At 72.9% G+C, this 17,072-nt stretch carries 12 protein-coding genes; 6 read left to right on the top strand and 6 right to left on the bottom strand.

Annotation, left to right across the window (positions count from 1 at the left end):
• Nucleotides 1–4,436 (bottom strand): type I polyketide synthase (locus HTZ82_RS17630; protein WP_175410357.1); only part of this gene is annotated, 4,436 nt, incomplete at its 3' end.
• A gap of 262 nt (nucleotides 4,437–4,698) precedes the next feature.
• On the opposite strand from HTZ82_RS17630, the gene HTZ82_RS17625 reads away from it, so the two are divergent.
• The 3 genes from HTZ82_RS17625 to HTZ82_RS17615 all read left to right on the top strand — a co-directional run bounded on the left by HTZ82_RS17625 (nucleotide 4,699) and on the right by HTZ82_RS17615 (nucleotide 7,062).
• Nucleotides 4,699–5,076, top strand: a complete 378-nt coding sequence (locus tag HTZ82_RS17625) for a nuclear transport factor 2 family protein (protein WP_175410356.1) — start codon at nucleotides 4,699–4,701, stop codon at nucleotides 5,074–5,076.
• Between the two features lie 40 nt (nucleotides 5,077–5,116).
• Nucleotides 5,117–6,562: an NAD(P)/FAD-dependent oxidoreductase gene (locus HTZ82_RS17620; RefSeq protein ID WP_175410355.1), complete on the top strand. Its 1,446-nt coding sequence runs from the start codon at nucleotides 5,117–5,119 to the stop codon at nucleotides 6,560–6,562.
• Nucleotides 6,563–6,633: 71 nt separating this feature from the next.
• On the top strand, nucleotides 6,634–7,062 hold the full coding sequence (locus HTZ82_RS17615) for a DUF4440 domain-containing protein (protein ID WP_175410354.1): 429 nt from the start codon (nucleotides 6,634–6,636) through the stop codon (nucleotides 7,060–7,062).
• 102 nt (nucleotides 7,063–7,164) lie between these two features.
• Here HTZ82_RS17615 and HTZ82_RS17610 read toward each other — a convergent pair whose 3' ends face one another.
• On the bottom strand, nucleotides 7,165–7,743 hold the full coding sequence (locus HTZ82_RS17610) for a maleylpyruvate isomerase N-terminal domain-containing protein (RefSeq protein WP_175410353.1): 579 nt from the start codon (nucleotides 7,741–7,743) through the stop codon (nucleotides 7,165–7,167).
• Nucleotides 7,744–7,972: 229 nt separating this feature from the next.
• On the opposite strand from HTZ82_RS17610, the gene HTZ82_RS17605 reads away from it, so the two are divergent.
• A complete protein-coding gene (locus tag HTZ82_RS17605; RefSeq protein ID WP_175410352.1) occupies nucleotides 7,973–9,148 on the top strand; it encodes an acyl-CoA dehydrogenase family protein in 1,176 nt (391 codons plus the stop codon).
• An 86-nt stretch (nucleotides 9,149–9,234) separates the two neighbouring features.
• Here the strand turns inward: HTZ82_RS17605 and HTZ82_RS17600 are convergent, their stop codons facing one another.
• Nucleotides 9,235–10,125: an NAD(P)-dependent oxidoreductase gene (locus HTZ82_RS17600; RefSeq protein ID WP_175410351.1), complete on the bottom strand. Its 891-nt coding sequence runs from the start codon at nucleotides 10,123–10,125 to the stop codon at nucleotides 9,235–9,237.
• 178 nt (nucleotides 10,126–10,303) lie between these two features.
• Complete coding sequence (locus HTZ82_RS17595) at nucleotides 10,304–10,843, bottom strand: flavin reductase family protein (protein WP_175410350.1); 540 nt, start codon at nucleotides 10,841–10,843, stop codon at nucleotides 10,304–10,306.
• A gap of 205 nt (nucleotides 10,844–11,048) precedes the next feature.
• Here HTZ82_RS17595 and HTZ82_RS17590 point away from each other — a divergent pair, with 205 nt between their 5' ends.
• Nucleotides 11,049–12,656: an aspartate aminotransferase family protein gene (locus tag HTZ82_RS17590; protein ID WP_175410349.1), complete on the top strand. Its 1,608-nt coding sequence runs from the start codon at nucleotides 11,049–11,051 to the stop codon at nucleotides 12,654–12,656.
• A gap of 151 nt (nucleotides 12,657–12,807) precedes the next feature.
• Entirely contained in the window at nucleotides 12,808–15,036 is a 2,229-nt protein-coding gene (locus HTZ82_RS32760; protein WP_175410348.1) for a BTAD domain-containing putative transcriptional regulator, read from the top strand.
• A gap of 245 nt (nucleotides 15,037–15,281) precedes the next feature.
• Here HTZ82_RS32760 and HTZ82_RS17580 read toward each other — a convergent pair whose 3' ends face one another.
• Together HTZ82_RS17580 and HTZ82_RS17575 are read right to left on the bottom strand one after the other, a co-directional pair.
• Nucleotides 15,282–15,716 carry a VOC family protein gene (locus HTZ82_RS17580; protein WP_175410347.1) on the bottom strand — a complete coding sequence of 145 codons (435 nt, stop codon included), beginning with the start codon at nucleotides 15,714–15,716 and terminating at the stop codon, nucleotides 15,282–15,284.
• 113 nt (nucleotides 15,717–15,829) lie between these two features.
• The coding region (locus tag HTZ82_RS17575) for an AAA family ATPase (protein WP_175410346.1) at nucleotides 15,830–17,072 on the bottom strand (1,243 nt) is incomplete at its 5' end.

Genomic DNA, 17,072 nt, shown 5'->3' with positions numbered 1-17,072 from the left:
CCGGCCCGGCGTGGACGCCCGTCCGCGACCGGCCAGTCCCGTGCCTCGGTCAGCAGCTCGACCGCACCCGACTCCCAGTCCACATGCGGCGACGGCTCGTCCACGTGCAGCGTCTTCGGCAGCACCCCGTGGTGCATGGCCTGCACCATCTTGATGACCCCGCCCACACCGGCGGCGGCCTGCGCGTGCCCGATGTTCGACTTCAACGAGCCCAGGTACAGCGGCTCTTCGCGCTCCTGCCCGTACGTGGCCAGCAATGCCTGCGCCTCGATCGGATCACCCAGGCGTGTGCCGGTGCCGTGCGCCTCGACGGCGTCCACATCCGACGCCGACAAGCGCGCGTCCGCCAGCGCCTGACGGATCACCCGCTCCTGCGAAGGCCCGTTCGGAGCCGTCAGACCATTGCTCGCACCGTCCTGATTCACGGCGCTCCCCCGCACCACGGCGAGGACCTGGTGCCCGTTCCGGCGCGCGTCCGACAACCGCTCCACGACGAGGAGGCCCACTCCTTCGGCCCAGGAGGTGCCGTCGGCGGCCGCCGCGAAGGACTTGGAGCGGCCGTCGGCGGCCAGGCCGCGCTGGCGGGAGAACTCCACGAACATGCCGGGCGACGACATGACGGTGGCGCCGCCCGCGATCGCGAGGGTGGTCTCGCCGGAACGGAGCGAGCGTACGGCCATGTGCAGGGCGACCAGGGAGGACGAGCAGGCCGTGTCGACGGTGACGGCAGGGCCGATCAGTCCGAGCTGGTAGGCGATGCGGCCGGACAGCACGCTGGGTGTGGTGCCGGTCAGGAGGTGGCCCGCGACGGTGTCCGGCGCCTCGTGCATGCGCGGCCCGTAGTCCAGCGCGGTGGCGCCCACGAACACGCCGGTGCGGCTTCCCTTCAGGGTGTCGGCGTCCAGTCCGGCGCGTTCGAGCGCCTCCCAGGCGGTCTCCAGGAGGAGGCGCTGCTGCGGGTCCATGGCGAGGGCCTCGCGGGGCGAGATCCCGAAGAACTCGTTGTCGAAGAGCGCGGCGTCGTGGAGGAACCCGCCCTCGCCGACCGAGCTGCGGTTGGCCGCGCCGGAGGCGTCCCCGTCGTGGAGGGACGGGTCCCAGCCGCGGTCGGTGGGGAAGCCGGAGACGGCGTCGCCACCGTCGGCGAGCAGCCGCCACAGGTCCTCGGGCGAGGAGACCCCGCCCGGGTAGCGGCAGGCCATGCCGACGATCACGACCGGGTCGTCGTCCGCGCCGGCCCCGGCGGCGGACTCCTCGTCGCCGGTCAGCCGGTCGTCACCGGACAGGAGGCCGGTCAGGTGGGCGGTGAGGGCCGCCGGGGTGGGGTGGTCGAAGAGCAGCCCGCTCGGGAGCCGCAGCCCCGTGGCGGTGGAGAGGGCGTCGCGCAGCTCGACCGACATGAGGGAGTCGAAGCCGAGGTCCTTGAAGGTGGTGTGCGGTTCGACGCGCCGCCCGTCGGTGTACTCGAGTACGGCGGCGATCGTGTCGAGGACGACCGCCGTCGCGTCGGCGCCGGGGACGGCCGGGCGGGCTTCAGCGGGGGCGGCGTCCGGGGCCGGGGCCGTGGCCGTGACCGTCGCGGGGGTGGCAGCGGCCTTGGGGGGCGTGCCGCTGCCGCCGATCCAGTGGCGCTCGCGCTGGAAGGCGTACGTCGGGAGGGGGACGCGGCGGCCGCCCGCACCCGCGTGCACGGCCGCCCAGTCGACGCCGGTGCCCCGGGTGAACGCGGTGGCGACGGCGGTGAGCAGGGTGCGGGTCTCGGGGCGGCCCGCCCGCAGCGCGGCGACGGGGGCGGTGGCATGGGCGTCCCGTACGCAGTCGGCGGCCATGGCCGCGCAGACCGCGTCGGGGCCGAGCTCCAGCAGGGTGACGGCGCCCTCGTCCTCCAGGGCCCGTACGGCGTCCAGGAACCGCACCGGGCGGCGCACCTGGTCCACCCAGTAGCCGGGGGACGTCCACTGGCCGGGGGTGACGGGCCGGCCGGTCACCGTGGAGACGGCCGGGATACGCGGTTCGTGGAAGGTGAGGCTCTCGGCGACCCGGCGGAACTCGTCCAGCATCGGGTCCATGAGCGGGGAGTGGAAGGCGTGCGAGACGGTCAGGCGCCGGGTCTTGCGGCCCTGGCCCGCGAGGATCGCGGCGATCCGGGTGACGTCCTCCTCGACGCCGGAGACGACCACGGAGCGCGGCCCGTTGACGGCGGCGACGGCCACCCGGTCCTCGTGGCCCGCAAGCAGCGCGAGCACCTCGTCCTCGGCGGCCTGGACGGCGACCATGGCACCGCCCTCGGGCAGCGCCTGCATCAGTCGTCCGCGCGCGGCGACCAGCCGGGCGGCGTCCTCCAGGGAGAGGACGCCCGCGACGTGCGCGGCGGCGAGCTCGCCGATGGAGTGTCCCGCGACCCGGTCGGGGCTCACGCCCCAGGAGGCGACGAGCCGGTACAGGGCCACCTCGACGGCGAACAGCGCGGGCTGCGTGTGCCCGGTCTCGTCCAGGCCGTCGCCGGTGGCGATGACGTCGGCGAGCGACGTGCCGAGCAGCGGGTCGAGATGGCGGCAGACCTCGTCGAACGCCGCCGCGAACACCGGGAAGGCGGCGTGCAGTTCGCGGCCCATGCCGACACGCTGGGCGCCCTGGCCCGTGAAGAGCAGGGCCGTGCCGCCGGGGCGGGCGGCGCCGGTGACGACGTTCGGGCGCGGGGCGCCCGCGGCGAGCGCGTCGAGGCCGTCCAGCATGCCGTCCCGGTCGTCGGCGAGGACGACGGCGCGGTGTCCGAAGACGGTACGGGTGGCGGCGAGCGACCAGCCGACGTCCACGCCGGCGGGTGTGTCGGCGGGCGCGTCGGCGGGCGCCTCCGCTCCGCCGAGGGCGGCCCGCAGCTTCGCGGCCTGGCCGCGCAGGGCGTCGTCGCCGCGCCCGGACACCACCCAGGGCAGCAGGGCGCCGCCGCCGGTGACGCCCGCCCCGGCGGCCGAGTCACCGGCGACGCGGGCGTCCTCGGCGCGGTCCGGGTCCCCGGTGCGGTCGAGGTCCCCGGTGCGGTCCATGTCCCCGGTGGCGGCGACCGGGCTCTCGCCGACCACCACGTGCGCGTTGGTGCCGCCCATGCCGAAGGACGAGACGCCGGCGATCAGCGGCCGGTCGGGGGCGGGCCAGTCGGTGAGAGCGCGCTGCACTTCGAGGCCCAGTTCGGCGAGGGGGATGGCCGGGTTGGGTGTCTCGAAGTTGAGGCTGGGCGGAAGGCTGCGGTGGCTGAGCGCCAGCAGGGTCTTGACCAGGCCGGTGATGCCCGCGGCGCCTTCCAGGTGGCCGACGTTGGTCTTGGCGGAGCCGACCCGCAGCGGACGGCCGCCGGGGCGGGCGGCCGCGCCGAGTACGGCGCCGAGCGCGGCGGCCTCGACGGGGTCGCCGACGGGCGTGCCGGTGCCGTGCAGCTCGACGTACTGGACGGCGGCCGGGTCGATGCCCGCCTTCTCGTACGCCTCGGCCAGCACGCGCTCCTGCGACGCCTGGCCGGGGACGGTCAGGCCGGGGGTCGAGCCGTCGTTGTTGACGGCGCTGCCGTGGATGACGCCGTGCACCGGGTCGCCGTCCGCGAGGGCCCGTGCGAGCGGCTTGAGGATGACGGCGGCGCCGCCCTCGCCCCGTACGAATCCGTTGGCGCGGGCGTCGAAGGTGTACGTGGTGCCGTCGGGCGACAGGCCGCCGAACCGCTCCTCGGTCACGGCGCCCTCGGCGAGGATGTTCAGGTTGACACCCGCGACGACCGCCGCGTCCGACTCGCCCGCGCGCAGCGACTCGCAGGCGAGGTGGACGGCGACCAGCGAGGACGACTGGGCCGAGTCGACGGTGAGGCTGGGGCCCTGGAGCCCGAGGTGGTAGGAGACCCGGTTGGCGATGACGCCCCGGTTGACCCCGGCCATGGTGTGCTGGGTGACGGCGCGGGCGCCGTGCTGGTAGAGCAGCGCGGCGTAGTCGTCGCGCAGGGTGCCGACGAACACGGCGGTGCGGCTGCCGCGCAGGGCGGCGGGCACGATGCCGGCGCTCTCCAGGGCCTCCCAGGCGAGTTCGAGTACGAGCCGCTGCTGCGGGTCCATGGTGACGGCCTCGCGCGGTGCGATGCCGAAGAACGCGGCGTCGAAGGTGTCGACGCGGTCGAGGAACCCACCGCGCCGCATGCCCTGGGTGCCGCCACCCGGGGCGCCGTCACCCGAGGTGCCGTCCCCGGGGGTGCCGTCGAGGGTGTCGTCGCCGAACACGGACCGCCAACGGTCCTCCGGCACCTCGGTGATGGCGTCGGAGCCGGTGCGGAGCAGGTCCCAGAACGCCTCGGGGCTCGCGGCCCCGGGCAGGCGGCAGGACAGCCCGACGACCGCGATCGGCTCGCCCTGGCCCTCGCGCGTCACGGGGATCTCCGACTGGTGCTGATTCGTCATCGCGCTCGACTGCCCTTTCCGGCCGGATTACTCAATACTCCTGAGCCTGTGGCGGAGTTCGAAGTTGTGGGCCGATCGTAGGCAGGGGATTCTCTCCCGGCCCTCAGCCCCGGACCTTGTTCCGGTAATTCCCGGATCCGAAATGGGCGAGAGCGCGGAATGACCGGTTCATGAACGGGCCACGGAACCGCACCGAATACCTTGCTGGTCAGAAAGGGGCAGGTACCCGGACCCGGACCACGAGAAGGCAGGTCGACTCTCCATGTCACAGCTCCACGAGATGCTCGAAAAGCACACCTCGCTTTATGTCGAGGCGTTCAACGCCGGTGACTTCGACGCCGTCGACGGTTTTTACACCGAGGAGGCCGTCGCGGTGTGGGAGCCGGGCAGGCCGCTCACCGGCCAGGCCCGCCGGGACTACCAGCGGGAGTTCCTGGCGCGCCGCCCGAAGATGACGGCGACGCCGCGGCAGAGCTTCGTCACATCCGACACCGCGCTGATGATCGTCGACTGGGTCATCGAGACCGTCGACGACGCCGGCGAGCCGGAGCGTCTGGAGGGCGTGGGCGTCGACGTGCTGCGCCTGGGCGAGGACGGCATCTGGCGGTACGCGGTCGACGACCCGTACGGCCAGGACTGAGCACCGCCGCACGACCGGACGCGAACAACCACGGGAAGACATGACTGAGATACACGACACCAGGTCCGCGGCGCTCTCCTCACGCCGTCCCTCGCGCCGCTCCCTGCTGAAGGCGGCGGGCGCCACCGCGCTGGTCACGGCAGCGGGGGTGGGCGCGGCCCAGGCGGCGTACGCCGACGAGGCTCCGGCGGCGGAGGACGCGTCGTACGACGTGATCGTCATCGGCGCGGGCTACGCGGGCGTCACGGCGGCCCGCGAGCTGCGGGCCCAGGGGCGGCGGGTCCTGGTCCTGGAGGCCCGGGACCGTATCGGCGGGCGCACGTGGACCGACAGCTTCGCGGGGCACCAGGTGGAGATGGGCGGCACCTGGGTGGAGTCCACCCAGCCGCACATCGGCGCCGAGCTGAAGCGGTACGGGATCACGCTGGAGGAGGAGCACCCGGTGGACCGGGTGCTCCTGCCGACGCCGACCGGGCCGCGGGAGTTCACCCCGGAGGACGGCTTCGGCCGGATCGGCGCGGTACTCGACCGTCTCTTCGAGGGGTCACGCGAGTTCTTCGAGCGGCCCTTCGAGCCGCTGTACCGGCAGGACCTGCTCCAGGACCTGGACAAGCTGTCGCTGCGCGACAAGCTGAACCTGCTCGGTCTGACGGCCGAGGAGGAACTGCTCGTCAACGGCCAGACGGCGATCTACTCGGGCGGCTCCAGCACCACGGGCGCGTACACCATGCTGGCGCACTGGTGGTCGCTGGCGGGCTGGAGCAACGAGGGCTGGGGCGAGACCCAGCGCTGGCGCATGGCCGGCGGTACGGGTTCCCTGCTGTGGGCCATGCTCGACGAGGCCAGGCCCGCGCTGCGGCTCAACGCGCCGGTCTCCGCGGTGACCGACACCGGTTCGCGCGTGTACGTGACCCTGAAGTCGGGGTACCGCTACAGGGCGGACAAGGTGGTCGTGGCCGTGCCGGTCAACGTCTGGCCCACGATCAAGTTCTCGCCGGCGCTGCCCGCCGCGCACACGACGGCGGCGAGCCAGGGCATCGCGGTGCCCGACGCGGTGAAGCTCTGGATCCACGCCCGCGGCGGCGCGGGCCGGTTCTACGGGCAGGGCGCCGAGGGCGGCACGCCGATCCCGATGATGATGCCGTTCAAGGAGACCTCCGAGGGCCTGGTGTACGTGGCCTTCAGCACCGACCCGAACCTGGACCCGACGAACCGGGCGCAGGTCACGGACGCGGTACGGCGGCTGGGCGCCGAGATCGACATCCTCGGGCTGCACGCCCACGACTGGGGCCGCGACCCGTACGCGCGCGGCGGCTGGGCGTTCCGCAAGCCGCGGCAGCTCACGTCGCTGTACCCGGACGTCCTGTCGACCAGCGGGCGCGTCGCCTTCGCGAGCGGCGACCTGGCCAACGGCTGGTCGGGCTTCCTCGACGGGGCCGTCGAGTCCGGGCTGCGCGCCGCCCGGCAGACGCTCGGCCTGCAGTAGCGGGACCCGGGCAGCGGGCCGCTCCGCACGTTCCTTCGATCGCAGTCACCTTCACAGAGAGGCGGGCCACCATGGCCTACGAGTTCACCGTCGACTTCGACCCCGAGAACCCCGACCTCACCGACGACACCGAGACCCAGAACGAGATCTTCCTCCAGGCGTTCAACACCGGTGACGGCGCGGTGTTCGACAGCCTGTACCGCGAGGACTCCATCTCCAACTTCTCCGGCGAGCCGCTCACCGGCAAGGCCCGGCTGGCGTTCTTCAAGGAGTTCCTGGCGGCGAAGCCCTCGCTGAAGGCGTCGGTCACCCACGCGTACGTGGCGGGCGACGTGGCCCTGATCGGCGTGCGGTACAGCATCGACACCACCGGTCCCGAGGGTGAGCCCGTCCACCTGGAGGGCATCTGCACGGACGTGCTCCGCCGTGGCGACGACGGCCGCTGGCTCATGTCCATCGACCGCCCGGTCGCGGCCAAGGGCCTGGTGGCCGCCGAGTAGGCACGCCACTCCCCCGAGGCACCGCACGGCGAGAGCCCCCCTGGTACCGGCCAGGGGGGCTCTCCTCGTACACAGGAAGGGACGCCGGTCAGGGGACGCCGGTCAGCGGACGTCGAGGTACCAGCGCCAGTCGTTCCGGCGGGGCAGGCCCGGCAGTTCGGCGCGTCCTGTGCACCACAGCAGGGTGTCCGAGGGGCGGTGCCCGGTGGGCGTGCCGGGGAACAGGCGCTCCACGACCGGTGCGCACAGCTCGTCGGGGAGTGCCATCGGGACGCCGAAGCCCTGGGCGATGTCCCTGCTGTGCACCAGCATCTCCAGGACGCCGGCCGCGGCGAACCCGGCGGGGTCTCCGGTGCCCCACGGGTGCCAGGCGCGGGCCTGGGGGGCCGTGGTGCGCAGCGTCTGGGACAGCAGGGCGCCGCCGATCCGTACGGTCTCGGCGATCTCCTCCGCCGAGGCCTGCGCGTCGACGGAGAGCCTGAGCGCGACGTACCGGTCGTCGGGCTGGGCGATCAGCAGGGCCGCGTATCCGACGACGGCCTGCGAGAGGTGGGAGGCCGTCTCCAGGCTGCTCCAGGTGAGCTCGCCGGCCGGGCGGTTCCAGTCCCCCGCGCATTTCTCCAGGGTGGCCGCACTCTCCTGGGCGGCCTCGGAAACCAGTTCATGCCAAGAGTGACTCATTCCTCCTATCCTGTCAGCCGCTTCCGGCGTGCGTCCGCCGCACGTCAACCGCGGGTCAATTCACCGGTCATCGACCGGTCACCGCCGGGTCACCGCCGGTTCTCCGGTCCGCCATTCTCTGTCACTTCCGGAGGAATTACCGGGGTGAGACCACGGGTTTGCCGATACGGGAATGGCGCCGCCTAGCGTGGCACGCACAGCCCTGAATTTGTGCGACGAGGAGCAGACCATGGCCACCGAAGAAGAACTCGCCTCCGTCCTCGAAGGCGTGCGGGCCGCCGTACCGGCGCTGCGCCGCAACGGGCAGGAGAGCGAGCAGCGGCGCTGGATCGTCGAGGAGAACGTCCAGCTCCTGGAGAAGGCCGGCGTCTTCCGCGCGGCGGTGCCCCGGCGGTACGGGGGCCTCGACCTGGATGTGGCGCGGCAGGCGCGGGTCATCTCCGAGATCGCCCGGGGCTGCCCCTCGACCGGCTGGACGTCCATGGTGTGGCTGACCAGCACGTGGTGTGTGCAGCTCTACCCTGACCAGGCGCAGGAGGAGGTGTTCGCCGGCGGTTCCTCGCGGGTGTCGATCGTGTTCGCGCCCACCGGCCGGCTCACGCCGGTCGACGGAGGCTACCGGCTGAGCGGCACATGGCGTTTCAACTCCGGTGTGCGGGGCGCCGACTGGGACCTGCTGGCCGCCGAGGTGGAGCTGCCGGACGGCACCCACCAGGAGCTGGTGGCGCTGGTGCCGACGTCCGAGCTGTCGGTGGCGGACGACTGGCACGCCACGTCCGGTGCGGGCACCGGGAGCTGCACGGTCACCGCGACCGATGTGTTCGTGCCGGCGCACCGCACGGTCCTCCTTGAGGAGGCGATGGTCGCGGCCACCGGCGGGCGTTCCAACACGGGGGCGACGGGCCGCAACTACGGCCTGCTGGGCTATGTCCTGTCGGGTGTCGCGGCGGCGCTCATGGGCATCGCCCAGGGCGCGTACGAGCTGTTCCTTGAGCGGCTGCCCGGCCGCGGCATCACGTACACGGAGTGGACCGACCAGCGTCTGCACCCGGTGACGCAGCAGCAGCTCGCCACCGCCGCCAACAAGATCGACGCGGCGCTCGCGCTGTCGGAGCGCTGGCTGGAGGTGCTGCAGAGCCGCGCGGACGCCGGTGAGCAGCCGACCGACGAGGAGAAGGCGGTCATCCGCGGGCAGACGGCGTACGCCGGTCAGCTCGCGAAGGAGGCCGTGGAGCTGCTGTACGCGGCGAGCGGCGGTTCCGTGATCCGCTCCGATGTGGACATGCAGCGCTTCCACCGGGACATCCAGGGCTTCTCGCTGCACGCCCTGGTGCAGCTCGGCGCCAACCTGGAGGTGCAGGGGCGGGTGCTGATGGGCCTGGAGCCGGGCACGTACTTCCTCTGATCCCTTACCTCTGATCCCTCCACGCACGGGGCCCGGACCGGTCGTCACCGGTCCGGGCCCTTCTGTGCCGCTCGCGACGGAGCGGGTCACTTCTCCGGGGTGCGGAACAGTTCGATCATGCTGGCGTAGCTGTTCTGTCCGAATCCCCTGGCGACGGTGCGCTCCATCAGGCCCTGGACGAAGTGGGGCAGTTCGGCGTTGACGCCCTGCGACTCGCTCTCGTGCACCAGGTGCTTGAGCGCGCCGAGATGAACGTCCATGGTCGCGTCGTTCGCCGGGTACGTGCCGTCGGCGGCGTCGATCTGACCGGCGTAGTCGGTGGCGAACAGCTTGACCGTGTCGACCCACCTGGTCGCCCACGGCAGGAACTCCGCCGCCTTGACGCCGGCCGTGGACAGCAGCGCGGCGCCCTGGAGGAAGCTGTTGAGCGTGCCCCACATGACGCCGAGCAGCGCCACGTCGTAGAGCGCGGCGAGGGCGTGGTCCTCACCGAGGTGGGTGGTGCCGCCGCCGAGCAGGCCGAGCGTGGCGCTGTGCCGGTCGTAGGCGTCCTGGGGGCCGGAGTAGAGGATGACCGACTCCGGCGCGCCGACGGCCGCGGGAACCGTCATGATGGCGCCGTCGAGGTAGCTGAAGCCCTGCTCGTCGGCCCAGGCGGCGTTGGCCCGGGCCTGGTCCGACGAGCCGGACGTCAGGTTGGCGACGACCCGGCCCTTGAGTGTCGCGGTCACCGGGTCGAGCACGGTGTGCAGCGCGTCGTTGTCCGAGACGCAGACGACGACGAGTTCGGCGGCCGCGACCGCCTCCTCGGGGGTGGCCGCGAGCACGGCGCCCTGGGACACCAGGTCCGCCGCCTTGTCCGCCGACCTGTTCCACACGGTCGTCGGGTGTCCCGCCTTCACGAACGCGGTGGCCAGCGCCTGCCCCATCAGCCCGAGGCCGATGACCGTCACCGGTGAATGGTTCTTGCCCGCCATGGGCTACTCCCTGTCCCTTGCGTTTTTCCGCGCATCCTGGTGATTTCTGGGGATGCGACTGCTGACGGGTCATGAAAGCAAGGGGAGTCAAGGAACGGTTCACGGTCGTGGAATCACGCGGTCACATCCCGGTCATGTCGTCTTCCTCGTTGCGGTCTTCGCGTATTCCGGGTTTCCCTCATGCCGGCTTGGCGAAGCGGCCGTCGACGAACAGCAGTCCGCTGCCCTCGTCGAACCGTCCGGCGCCGATCACCGTGCCGATGAAGATGGTGTGGTCACCGAACGCGTGCGCGGCGGTGAGTTCGCATTCCAGCCAGGCGAGGGAGCCGGCGAGGAGCGGGGCGCCGGTCCGCTCGCCCGGGGTCCAGGGGACGTCGTCGAACTGGGCGGCGCCCAGGGTGCGGTTCTTGTCGGCGAAGTGCCGGGCCAGGGGCTCCTGGTCGGCGCCGAGTATGTTGACCGCGAACCGTCCTGCCGAGGTCAGGGCGCCGTGCATGACCGCGCCGTGGCCCACGCTGCACAGCACGGACGGCGGGTCGAGGGACACCGAGCTGAAGGCGTTGGCCGTCATCGCGTGCAGATGCTCTCCGCCCACGGTCAGTACGGTGACTCCGGTGGCGAAGCGCGACATCACGCCTCTCAGGACGGCGGGGGTCACCGACTCGTGCGCGGGCGGGCACGCGGACGCGGGAGCGACTTCAGCGGGCGCGGAATTCATTCCGTATTCTCCGATCGTTTTCGCGGGGCGTGCTCAGGCCCTGCCGCTGACGGACAGGGCCCGCGTTCGTCAACGTACCGTCGCGTTTCCGGAGGGCCCGCACGTTCTGGTAACCGCGCACTCCCGCCGCGGTCGAAAACGCTTTCCCGTTTCGGCAAGAGTTCCCAGTGACCGGACGTTGACCACGTTGGCGCAATCTGTGCACATGGACACCTTGAACTCCGCGGCCGACGGGCCGGAACTGGCCGAGCCGTACCTGCGTGAAGTGCTGGGAATGGCCGGCCTGGCCGTCGAGTACGTACGCGCCGAGGCGAACACGCTGTTCCTGCGCGGCGCCGACGGTGGCGAGATCCCGATCGCCGACTTCGCCGGCGGCTACGGCTCGGTGCTGCTGGGGCACAACCACCCGGAGATCAACCGGTTGGCCGGGGAACTGCTGGACGCGGGCACGCCCGTGCACGCCCAGTTCTCCCGCCATCCCTACGCCAACCGTCTCGCGGCCGAGCTCAACCGGATCGTGCACCGCGAACTCGGAGTGGACGAACCGTACTTCGCCATTTTCGCCAACACCGGCGCCGAGGCGGTCGAGGCGGCCGTGAAGCACGCCGAGATGGACCGGGGCATGCGGATCGCGGCGCTGCGCGAGGAACTGGAGCGGGGAACGGACGCGGCCCGCGCGGCGGTCGCGGCGGGCACGGCCACCGTGCCGGGGCGGGTGCGCGGCCGCTTCGGCCTCACCGCCGGCCAGTCCGACGCCGCCGCCCTGGACGAGCTGACGGACCGCATCGCGCGGGACAACACGGCGCAGACGGAGCGTCCGCCGCTGTTCCTGTCGCTGGAGGGCGGCTTCCACGGCAAGCTGGGCACCAGCGTGCAGCTCACCCACAACGAGGCGTACCGCGTCCCGTTCCGGTCGCTCGCCGCGCAGGCCAGGTTCGTGCCGCGCGACCGGCCCGAGGCGCTCAAGGAGATCCACGCCGAGGAGCGGGGCGTCCTGCTCGGCCTGACCGTCACCGACGGGCAGGTGGACGTGGTGGAGCGCGCGTTCCCGGTGTTCTGCGCCTTCCTGGTGGAGCCGGTCCAGGGCGAGGGCGGCATCCAGGTGCTGACCGCGGAGTTCGCCGCGGAGATCCAGCGGTTCTGCGCGGAGATCGACTGCCCGGTCGTCATCGACGAGATCCAGAGCGGCATGGGCCGTACGGGCACGCTCCTGGCGTCCTCGCAGGTGGGCCTGCGCGGCGACTACTACACCCTGGCCAAGACGCTGGGCGGCGGCATCGCCAAGGCGTCGGTGATGCTGGTCCGCCGGGACCGCTACCGCCGCGAGTTCGAGATCGTCCACAGCTCGACGTTCGCGAAGGACAGCTTCTCCTGCACCATCGCCCTGAAGGTGCTGGAGCTGCTGGAGGCGGACGGCGGCGCCGCGTACCGGCGGGCCGAGGAGCGCGGTGAGGCGCTGCGTACGATGCTCGAATCCGTACGGGCGGACCACCCCGCCCTGGTCAAGGAGGTCCGCGGCAAGGGGCTGATGCAGGGCCTGGAGTTCCACGACCAGTCCGGGTCGCCTGCCGCTTCGGTACGCGGCCTGGCGGAGAGCGGGCTCTTCGGCTACTTCCTGGCCGGGCATCTGCTCCGCGCGTACCGGGTGCGGACGTTCCCGACGGCGAGCGCGGTCAACACCCTGCGCTTCGAGCCTTCGCTGCGGGTGTCCGACGAGGAGATCGCCCGCCTGGAGGCGGGGCTGCGGGACGTCTGCCGACTGCTCGAAGAGGGCGCCGGAGAGGTGCTGTCGGGGTCGGCGCCCACTCCCTGAGCCCCGGGCGGTTCCGGCCGTCAGCGCTCCGCCCCCATGTCGTACCGGCTCCGGAGCACCAAGCGTGTCCGTTCGCGCAACGGACGGCAGTACACCTGCCGTCTTTTGATGAAGAATCCGGCATGTGTCGGGATACGACGGGGGGAGAGACATGGAGTTCCGGCTTCTGGGACCACTCGAGGTGGACGGCTCGGACGGTCCGGTGCCGCTCGGCGGCACCCGGCAGCGCGCCACGCTGGCCTACCTGCTGCTGCACGCCAACCAGGTCGTGCCGACCCGCCGGCTGCTCACCGCGATGTGGGCCGACGACCCGGTGCCGGACACCGCGCGCAAGATCCTCCAGAACGCCGTCTGGCGGCTGCGGAGGACCCTGGACGCCCCGGCGGACGCGCCCGAACACACGCCGCGCCTGGTGACCAGGGCGCCCGGCTATCTGCTGCGCGTACCGCCCGAGCGGGTGGACCTCATGCGGTTCCAGCGGCTGGCGGCCCAGGGCCGGGCCGCGTTCGCGGCGGGCGCCGCCGAGGAGGCGCGGGGGGTGCTGCGCGAGGCGCTGGGGCTGTGGCGCGGCCCGGTGCTCGCGGACCTGGCCGAGGAGGGCACGGTCTGGCCCGAGCTGGCCACGCTGGAGCAGAGACGCCTCGACATCATGGAGGACCGCTTCGAGGTCGAACTGCTCTGCGGAGGCCACCAGTCCGTCCTGCGGGAACTGGAGGACTTCGTCAGGGAGGAGCCGCTGCGGGAACGTGCCTCGCAGCAGTTGATGCTGGCGCTGTACCGGTGCGGGCGCCAGGCCGACGCGCTCGGCGTGTACGCCCGCATCCGCGCCGCCCTCGTCGAGGGCCTCGGCCTGGAGCCGGGCCGCCAGATGCAGCGCCTCCAGCAGGCCATCCTCGCCCAGGACCTGGACCTGGACGTGCGCCCGGGTGCGGCACCGGGCCCGGGCGGCAAGCCGGCCCCACGGCCGGTCGAGCTCACCCCGGCCCCGCCCCAGGCCCCGGCCCCAGCCCCGGCACCGGCACCGGCCGCGGCCGCCGCCCCGTCCGTACCGGAGACCACCGACGAGGAGAAGCCGGAGGGCGGCGGCGCGGACGACGACCCGTGGCGTGAGACCTACCGGGACGCGACCGTGCTGATGCTGCGGTTCGGTGTCGGGTCCGAGTTCGACGATCTGCCCGCCGGGGACATCGACCGGGTCCTCGACACCGTCTCCCGGCTCGCGCGCGAGAAGATCGACGCGTGCGGTGGCGTGGTGGCCACGTCGATAGGTTCCATCCTGTTGGGCCTGTTCGAGCGGACGTCCGACCGCGACGACAGCGCCGAGCGCGCAGTGCGGGCCGCATCGGCCGTACGGGACTGCCTCAGCGTCCCCGCCGGCCCGCTCGCCCCGCCCGCGCCCGTGGTGCAGGGCCTGTACGTCCACGCGGCCGTGACGACCGGCGTCGCCGTCGTGTGCCACTGGCCCGCCCCCGAGGGGCGGACGGCGCCGCCGTGGGTGGGCGGGGACCTGGTCGAGCGGTGCGCGGAGATGCTCGTGCCGGCACCGCCCGGCGAGGTGCAGGTCTGCGACGAGACGCGCCGCCGCACCGAGGCCGCCATCAGCTACCACCGGGTGCGGACCGCGCCCGCCCAATGGCAGGTCCGCTCGGTCCACCGGGTACCGGACCACGACATCGCGGGTCCCGGCCTCCACCGGGCGTCCGAACTGGAGCTGATGACCGGGTTCCTGGACCGGGCGCGGCAGCGCTCCATGCCGCACCTGGTGACGGTCCTGGGCCACTCGACACTCGGCAGGACCCGGCTGCTGATGGAGTTCCACCGCCGGATCACCCGCGACCCCGGCGCGGCGCCGCCGCGCGTGCTGACCGGCGCCGTGCCGGGCTCCGGCGACGTGCTGTCCGTACCGGCCGACATGCTGGCCGCGCACTGCGGCATCACGGCGGACGACGTGCGCCCGGACGCCGAGCGGAAACTCGCCGCCGCGCTGGCCGGACTCGCCGACGCGGAGACCGCCGAGGCGCTGCTGCCCGCGCTGGGCCGGCTGGTGTCGCGGTCCTCCGACGAGGATCCGCGCCCCCTGCTGGACGCCTGGCGCCGGTTCGTGGCACTGATGGCCCGCACCGGGCCGCTGGTGCTCATCTGGGACGAACTGCACCGCGCGGACGACGCGTTGCTCACCGCGATCGAACAGCTCTGCGCCGACTGCCACGACGCCCCGCTGCTCAACGTCGTCGGCGCGCACGACAGCCTCGCCGCCCGCCGCCCCGCCTGGGCCCGCGGCCTCCAGCACACGATGACCCTCCGCCTGGCACCGGTGGCCGTGGAGGCCCTGGACCAGCTGCTGCACTCCCTGTTCACCCCGGACAGCAGCGCGGCCTAGGGGGCGTCCGGCGCCCCTACCCCGCCCCTGCCTCGCAGCAGCCGCTCGACATGGACCTCTTCCGGAAGCCGGCCGAAGTCGTGTACCGCCGGCATGTGCACCCACCGGGTTGTCGAGCGCTTCCCCCGGGCTGGACTGCGCCGAGTTGTTCCGCACGGCGAGAGAAATCGAGTTCGCCAGCCGTCCGTGAGCGCCAATCCGATCGTCACGGCCGGCGCGCAGCTCGGGTCCGGCTCAGAGGATGCTCAGTCGAGACAGAACTCGTTGCCCTCGATGTCCTGCATCACGATGCACGACTCGTTGTCGTCGTCGGCAGGCAGGAGTCGCACGCGTACCGCGCCGAGGGCGACCAGTCGGGCGCACTCGGCCTCCAGCGCGGCCAGGCGCTCTTCCCCCACGAGCCCCGTACCGGCCCTCACGTCGAGATGCAGCCGATTCTTGGCGACCTTGCCTTCGGGGACACGCTGGAAGAAAAGTCGCGGGCCCACGCCTGAGGGATCGCCGCAGGCGAACGCTGAACCCTGCCGCTCGGGTGGGAGCGAGCGATCGAAATCGTCCCACGTGGCAAACCCCTCCGGCGGCGGTGGTACGACGTACCCCAACGCCTCGCACCAGAAGCGAGCGAGACGCTCAGGGTCCGCGCAGTCGAAGGTGACTTGGAACTGCTTGACCGATGCCATCGATCCAACATATCAGGGGGCTATGTCACTCAATTCCCCGTGGGAATGAGCATGTTGTGCGCGGGGGCCCGGCCACCAGGAAGGCGGTCGGGCCCCGCTTCGTAGGGCGCCGGTCAGGCGGCCGAGTTCAGGTTCCGTACCCAGTCGGGGTCCGCGGCCTCCGCGACGCCCAGTTCGGGGAGGCGTTCCAGGGTGAGCGTGCCGCTGTGCCGCAGGCCGCTGCCCCAGAAGGGGCGTCGCTCCAGGAGGGCGGGGCGGGCGGCCGCCACGATGAACAGCGGCACGTCGAGCGCCGTGGACACGAGCTGCTCGACCCGGTCCAGGAGGCCGTCCTCCGCGCTGTGGGCGTCGTCGAGGAGCAGCACCAGGGGCTGTTCCCTGGCGAGCAGCGTCAGCAGCTCGCACCACCCGTCGAGGGACGCCGTCGTGTCCCGTACGGAGCGCAGCCTGCGCAGCAGCCGCTCCGCCGTGTCGCCGTGCCCGGCGACGTGCCGGACGACGTGGGTGAGCCGGTCGTCGCCCGCGTCGGACGCGGACATGCCGCAGCAGGCCGTCAGGACACCGAGCGCGTTCCACCGGTGGCTGTCGCCGACGCCGACCCGCACCACCCGCACCGGCTCGCCCTGGAGGTCCTCCGCGACGTCGGCGAGGAACCGGGACTTGCCCACGCCCGGGTCACCGAGGATCGTCACCAGGTGCGGGGCGTCGTGGCGGCGGGAGCGTTCCAGCATCCGCCGCAGGATGGCCCGTTCGGGGCCGTGGCCGCCGGACAGGTCCTCCAGCGGGGAGCGGACGGCGGCCGCCGCGGGCGCGGGGCCGTCGACCACGCGGACGCCGGGACGCGCCGACGGCCGGTGCCGCACCACGCCCACGGTGTCGCGGACCGCGTCGCCGCAGAGGTGGATCTCGCCGTGCGGGACGGCGGAGAGCAGGGCGTGCGCCTCGTCGACCAGGCGGCCGACGACGGAGACCCGTGCGCTGTCGTACGGGTCGCGCCGGATCAGGGCGTCGCCGGCCGACACGACCGTCTGCCCTTCGGTGCCGGGCAGTCCGCTCAGCCGGGCCCGCAGCTCCAGTGCCGCCCGTACGGCGTCGTGGGAGGCGCGGGCCCCGTCGGCGCGCAGGCCGAACACGGCGACGGAGACGTAGCCGAGGGAGCCGGCCACCGTGCCGCCGAAGCGTTCGACGCACTCGGCGACGGCGGTCACCGCGTCGTGCAGCGGCGGGGCCGCCGGGTGCGCGGCGAAGGCCTGGTCCTCGCCGGTGAATCCGGCACGCACCAGCAGGACGGCGACCGCCCGGCGCTCCGCCGTGGGGCCCACGGCCTGGGCGGGCACCGGCACGGGCGGGCGCGCG

Source organism: Streptomyces sp. TRM64462, from assembly GCF_013362995.1.
GTDB lineage: Bacteria > Actinomycetota > Actinomycetes > Streptomycetales > Streptomycetaceae > Streptomyces.
This window is presented reverse-complemented; position numbering and strand designations above follow the sequence as displayed.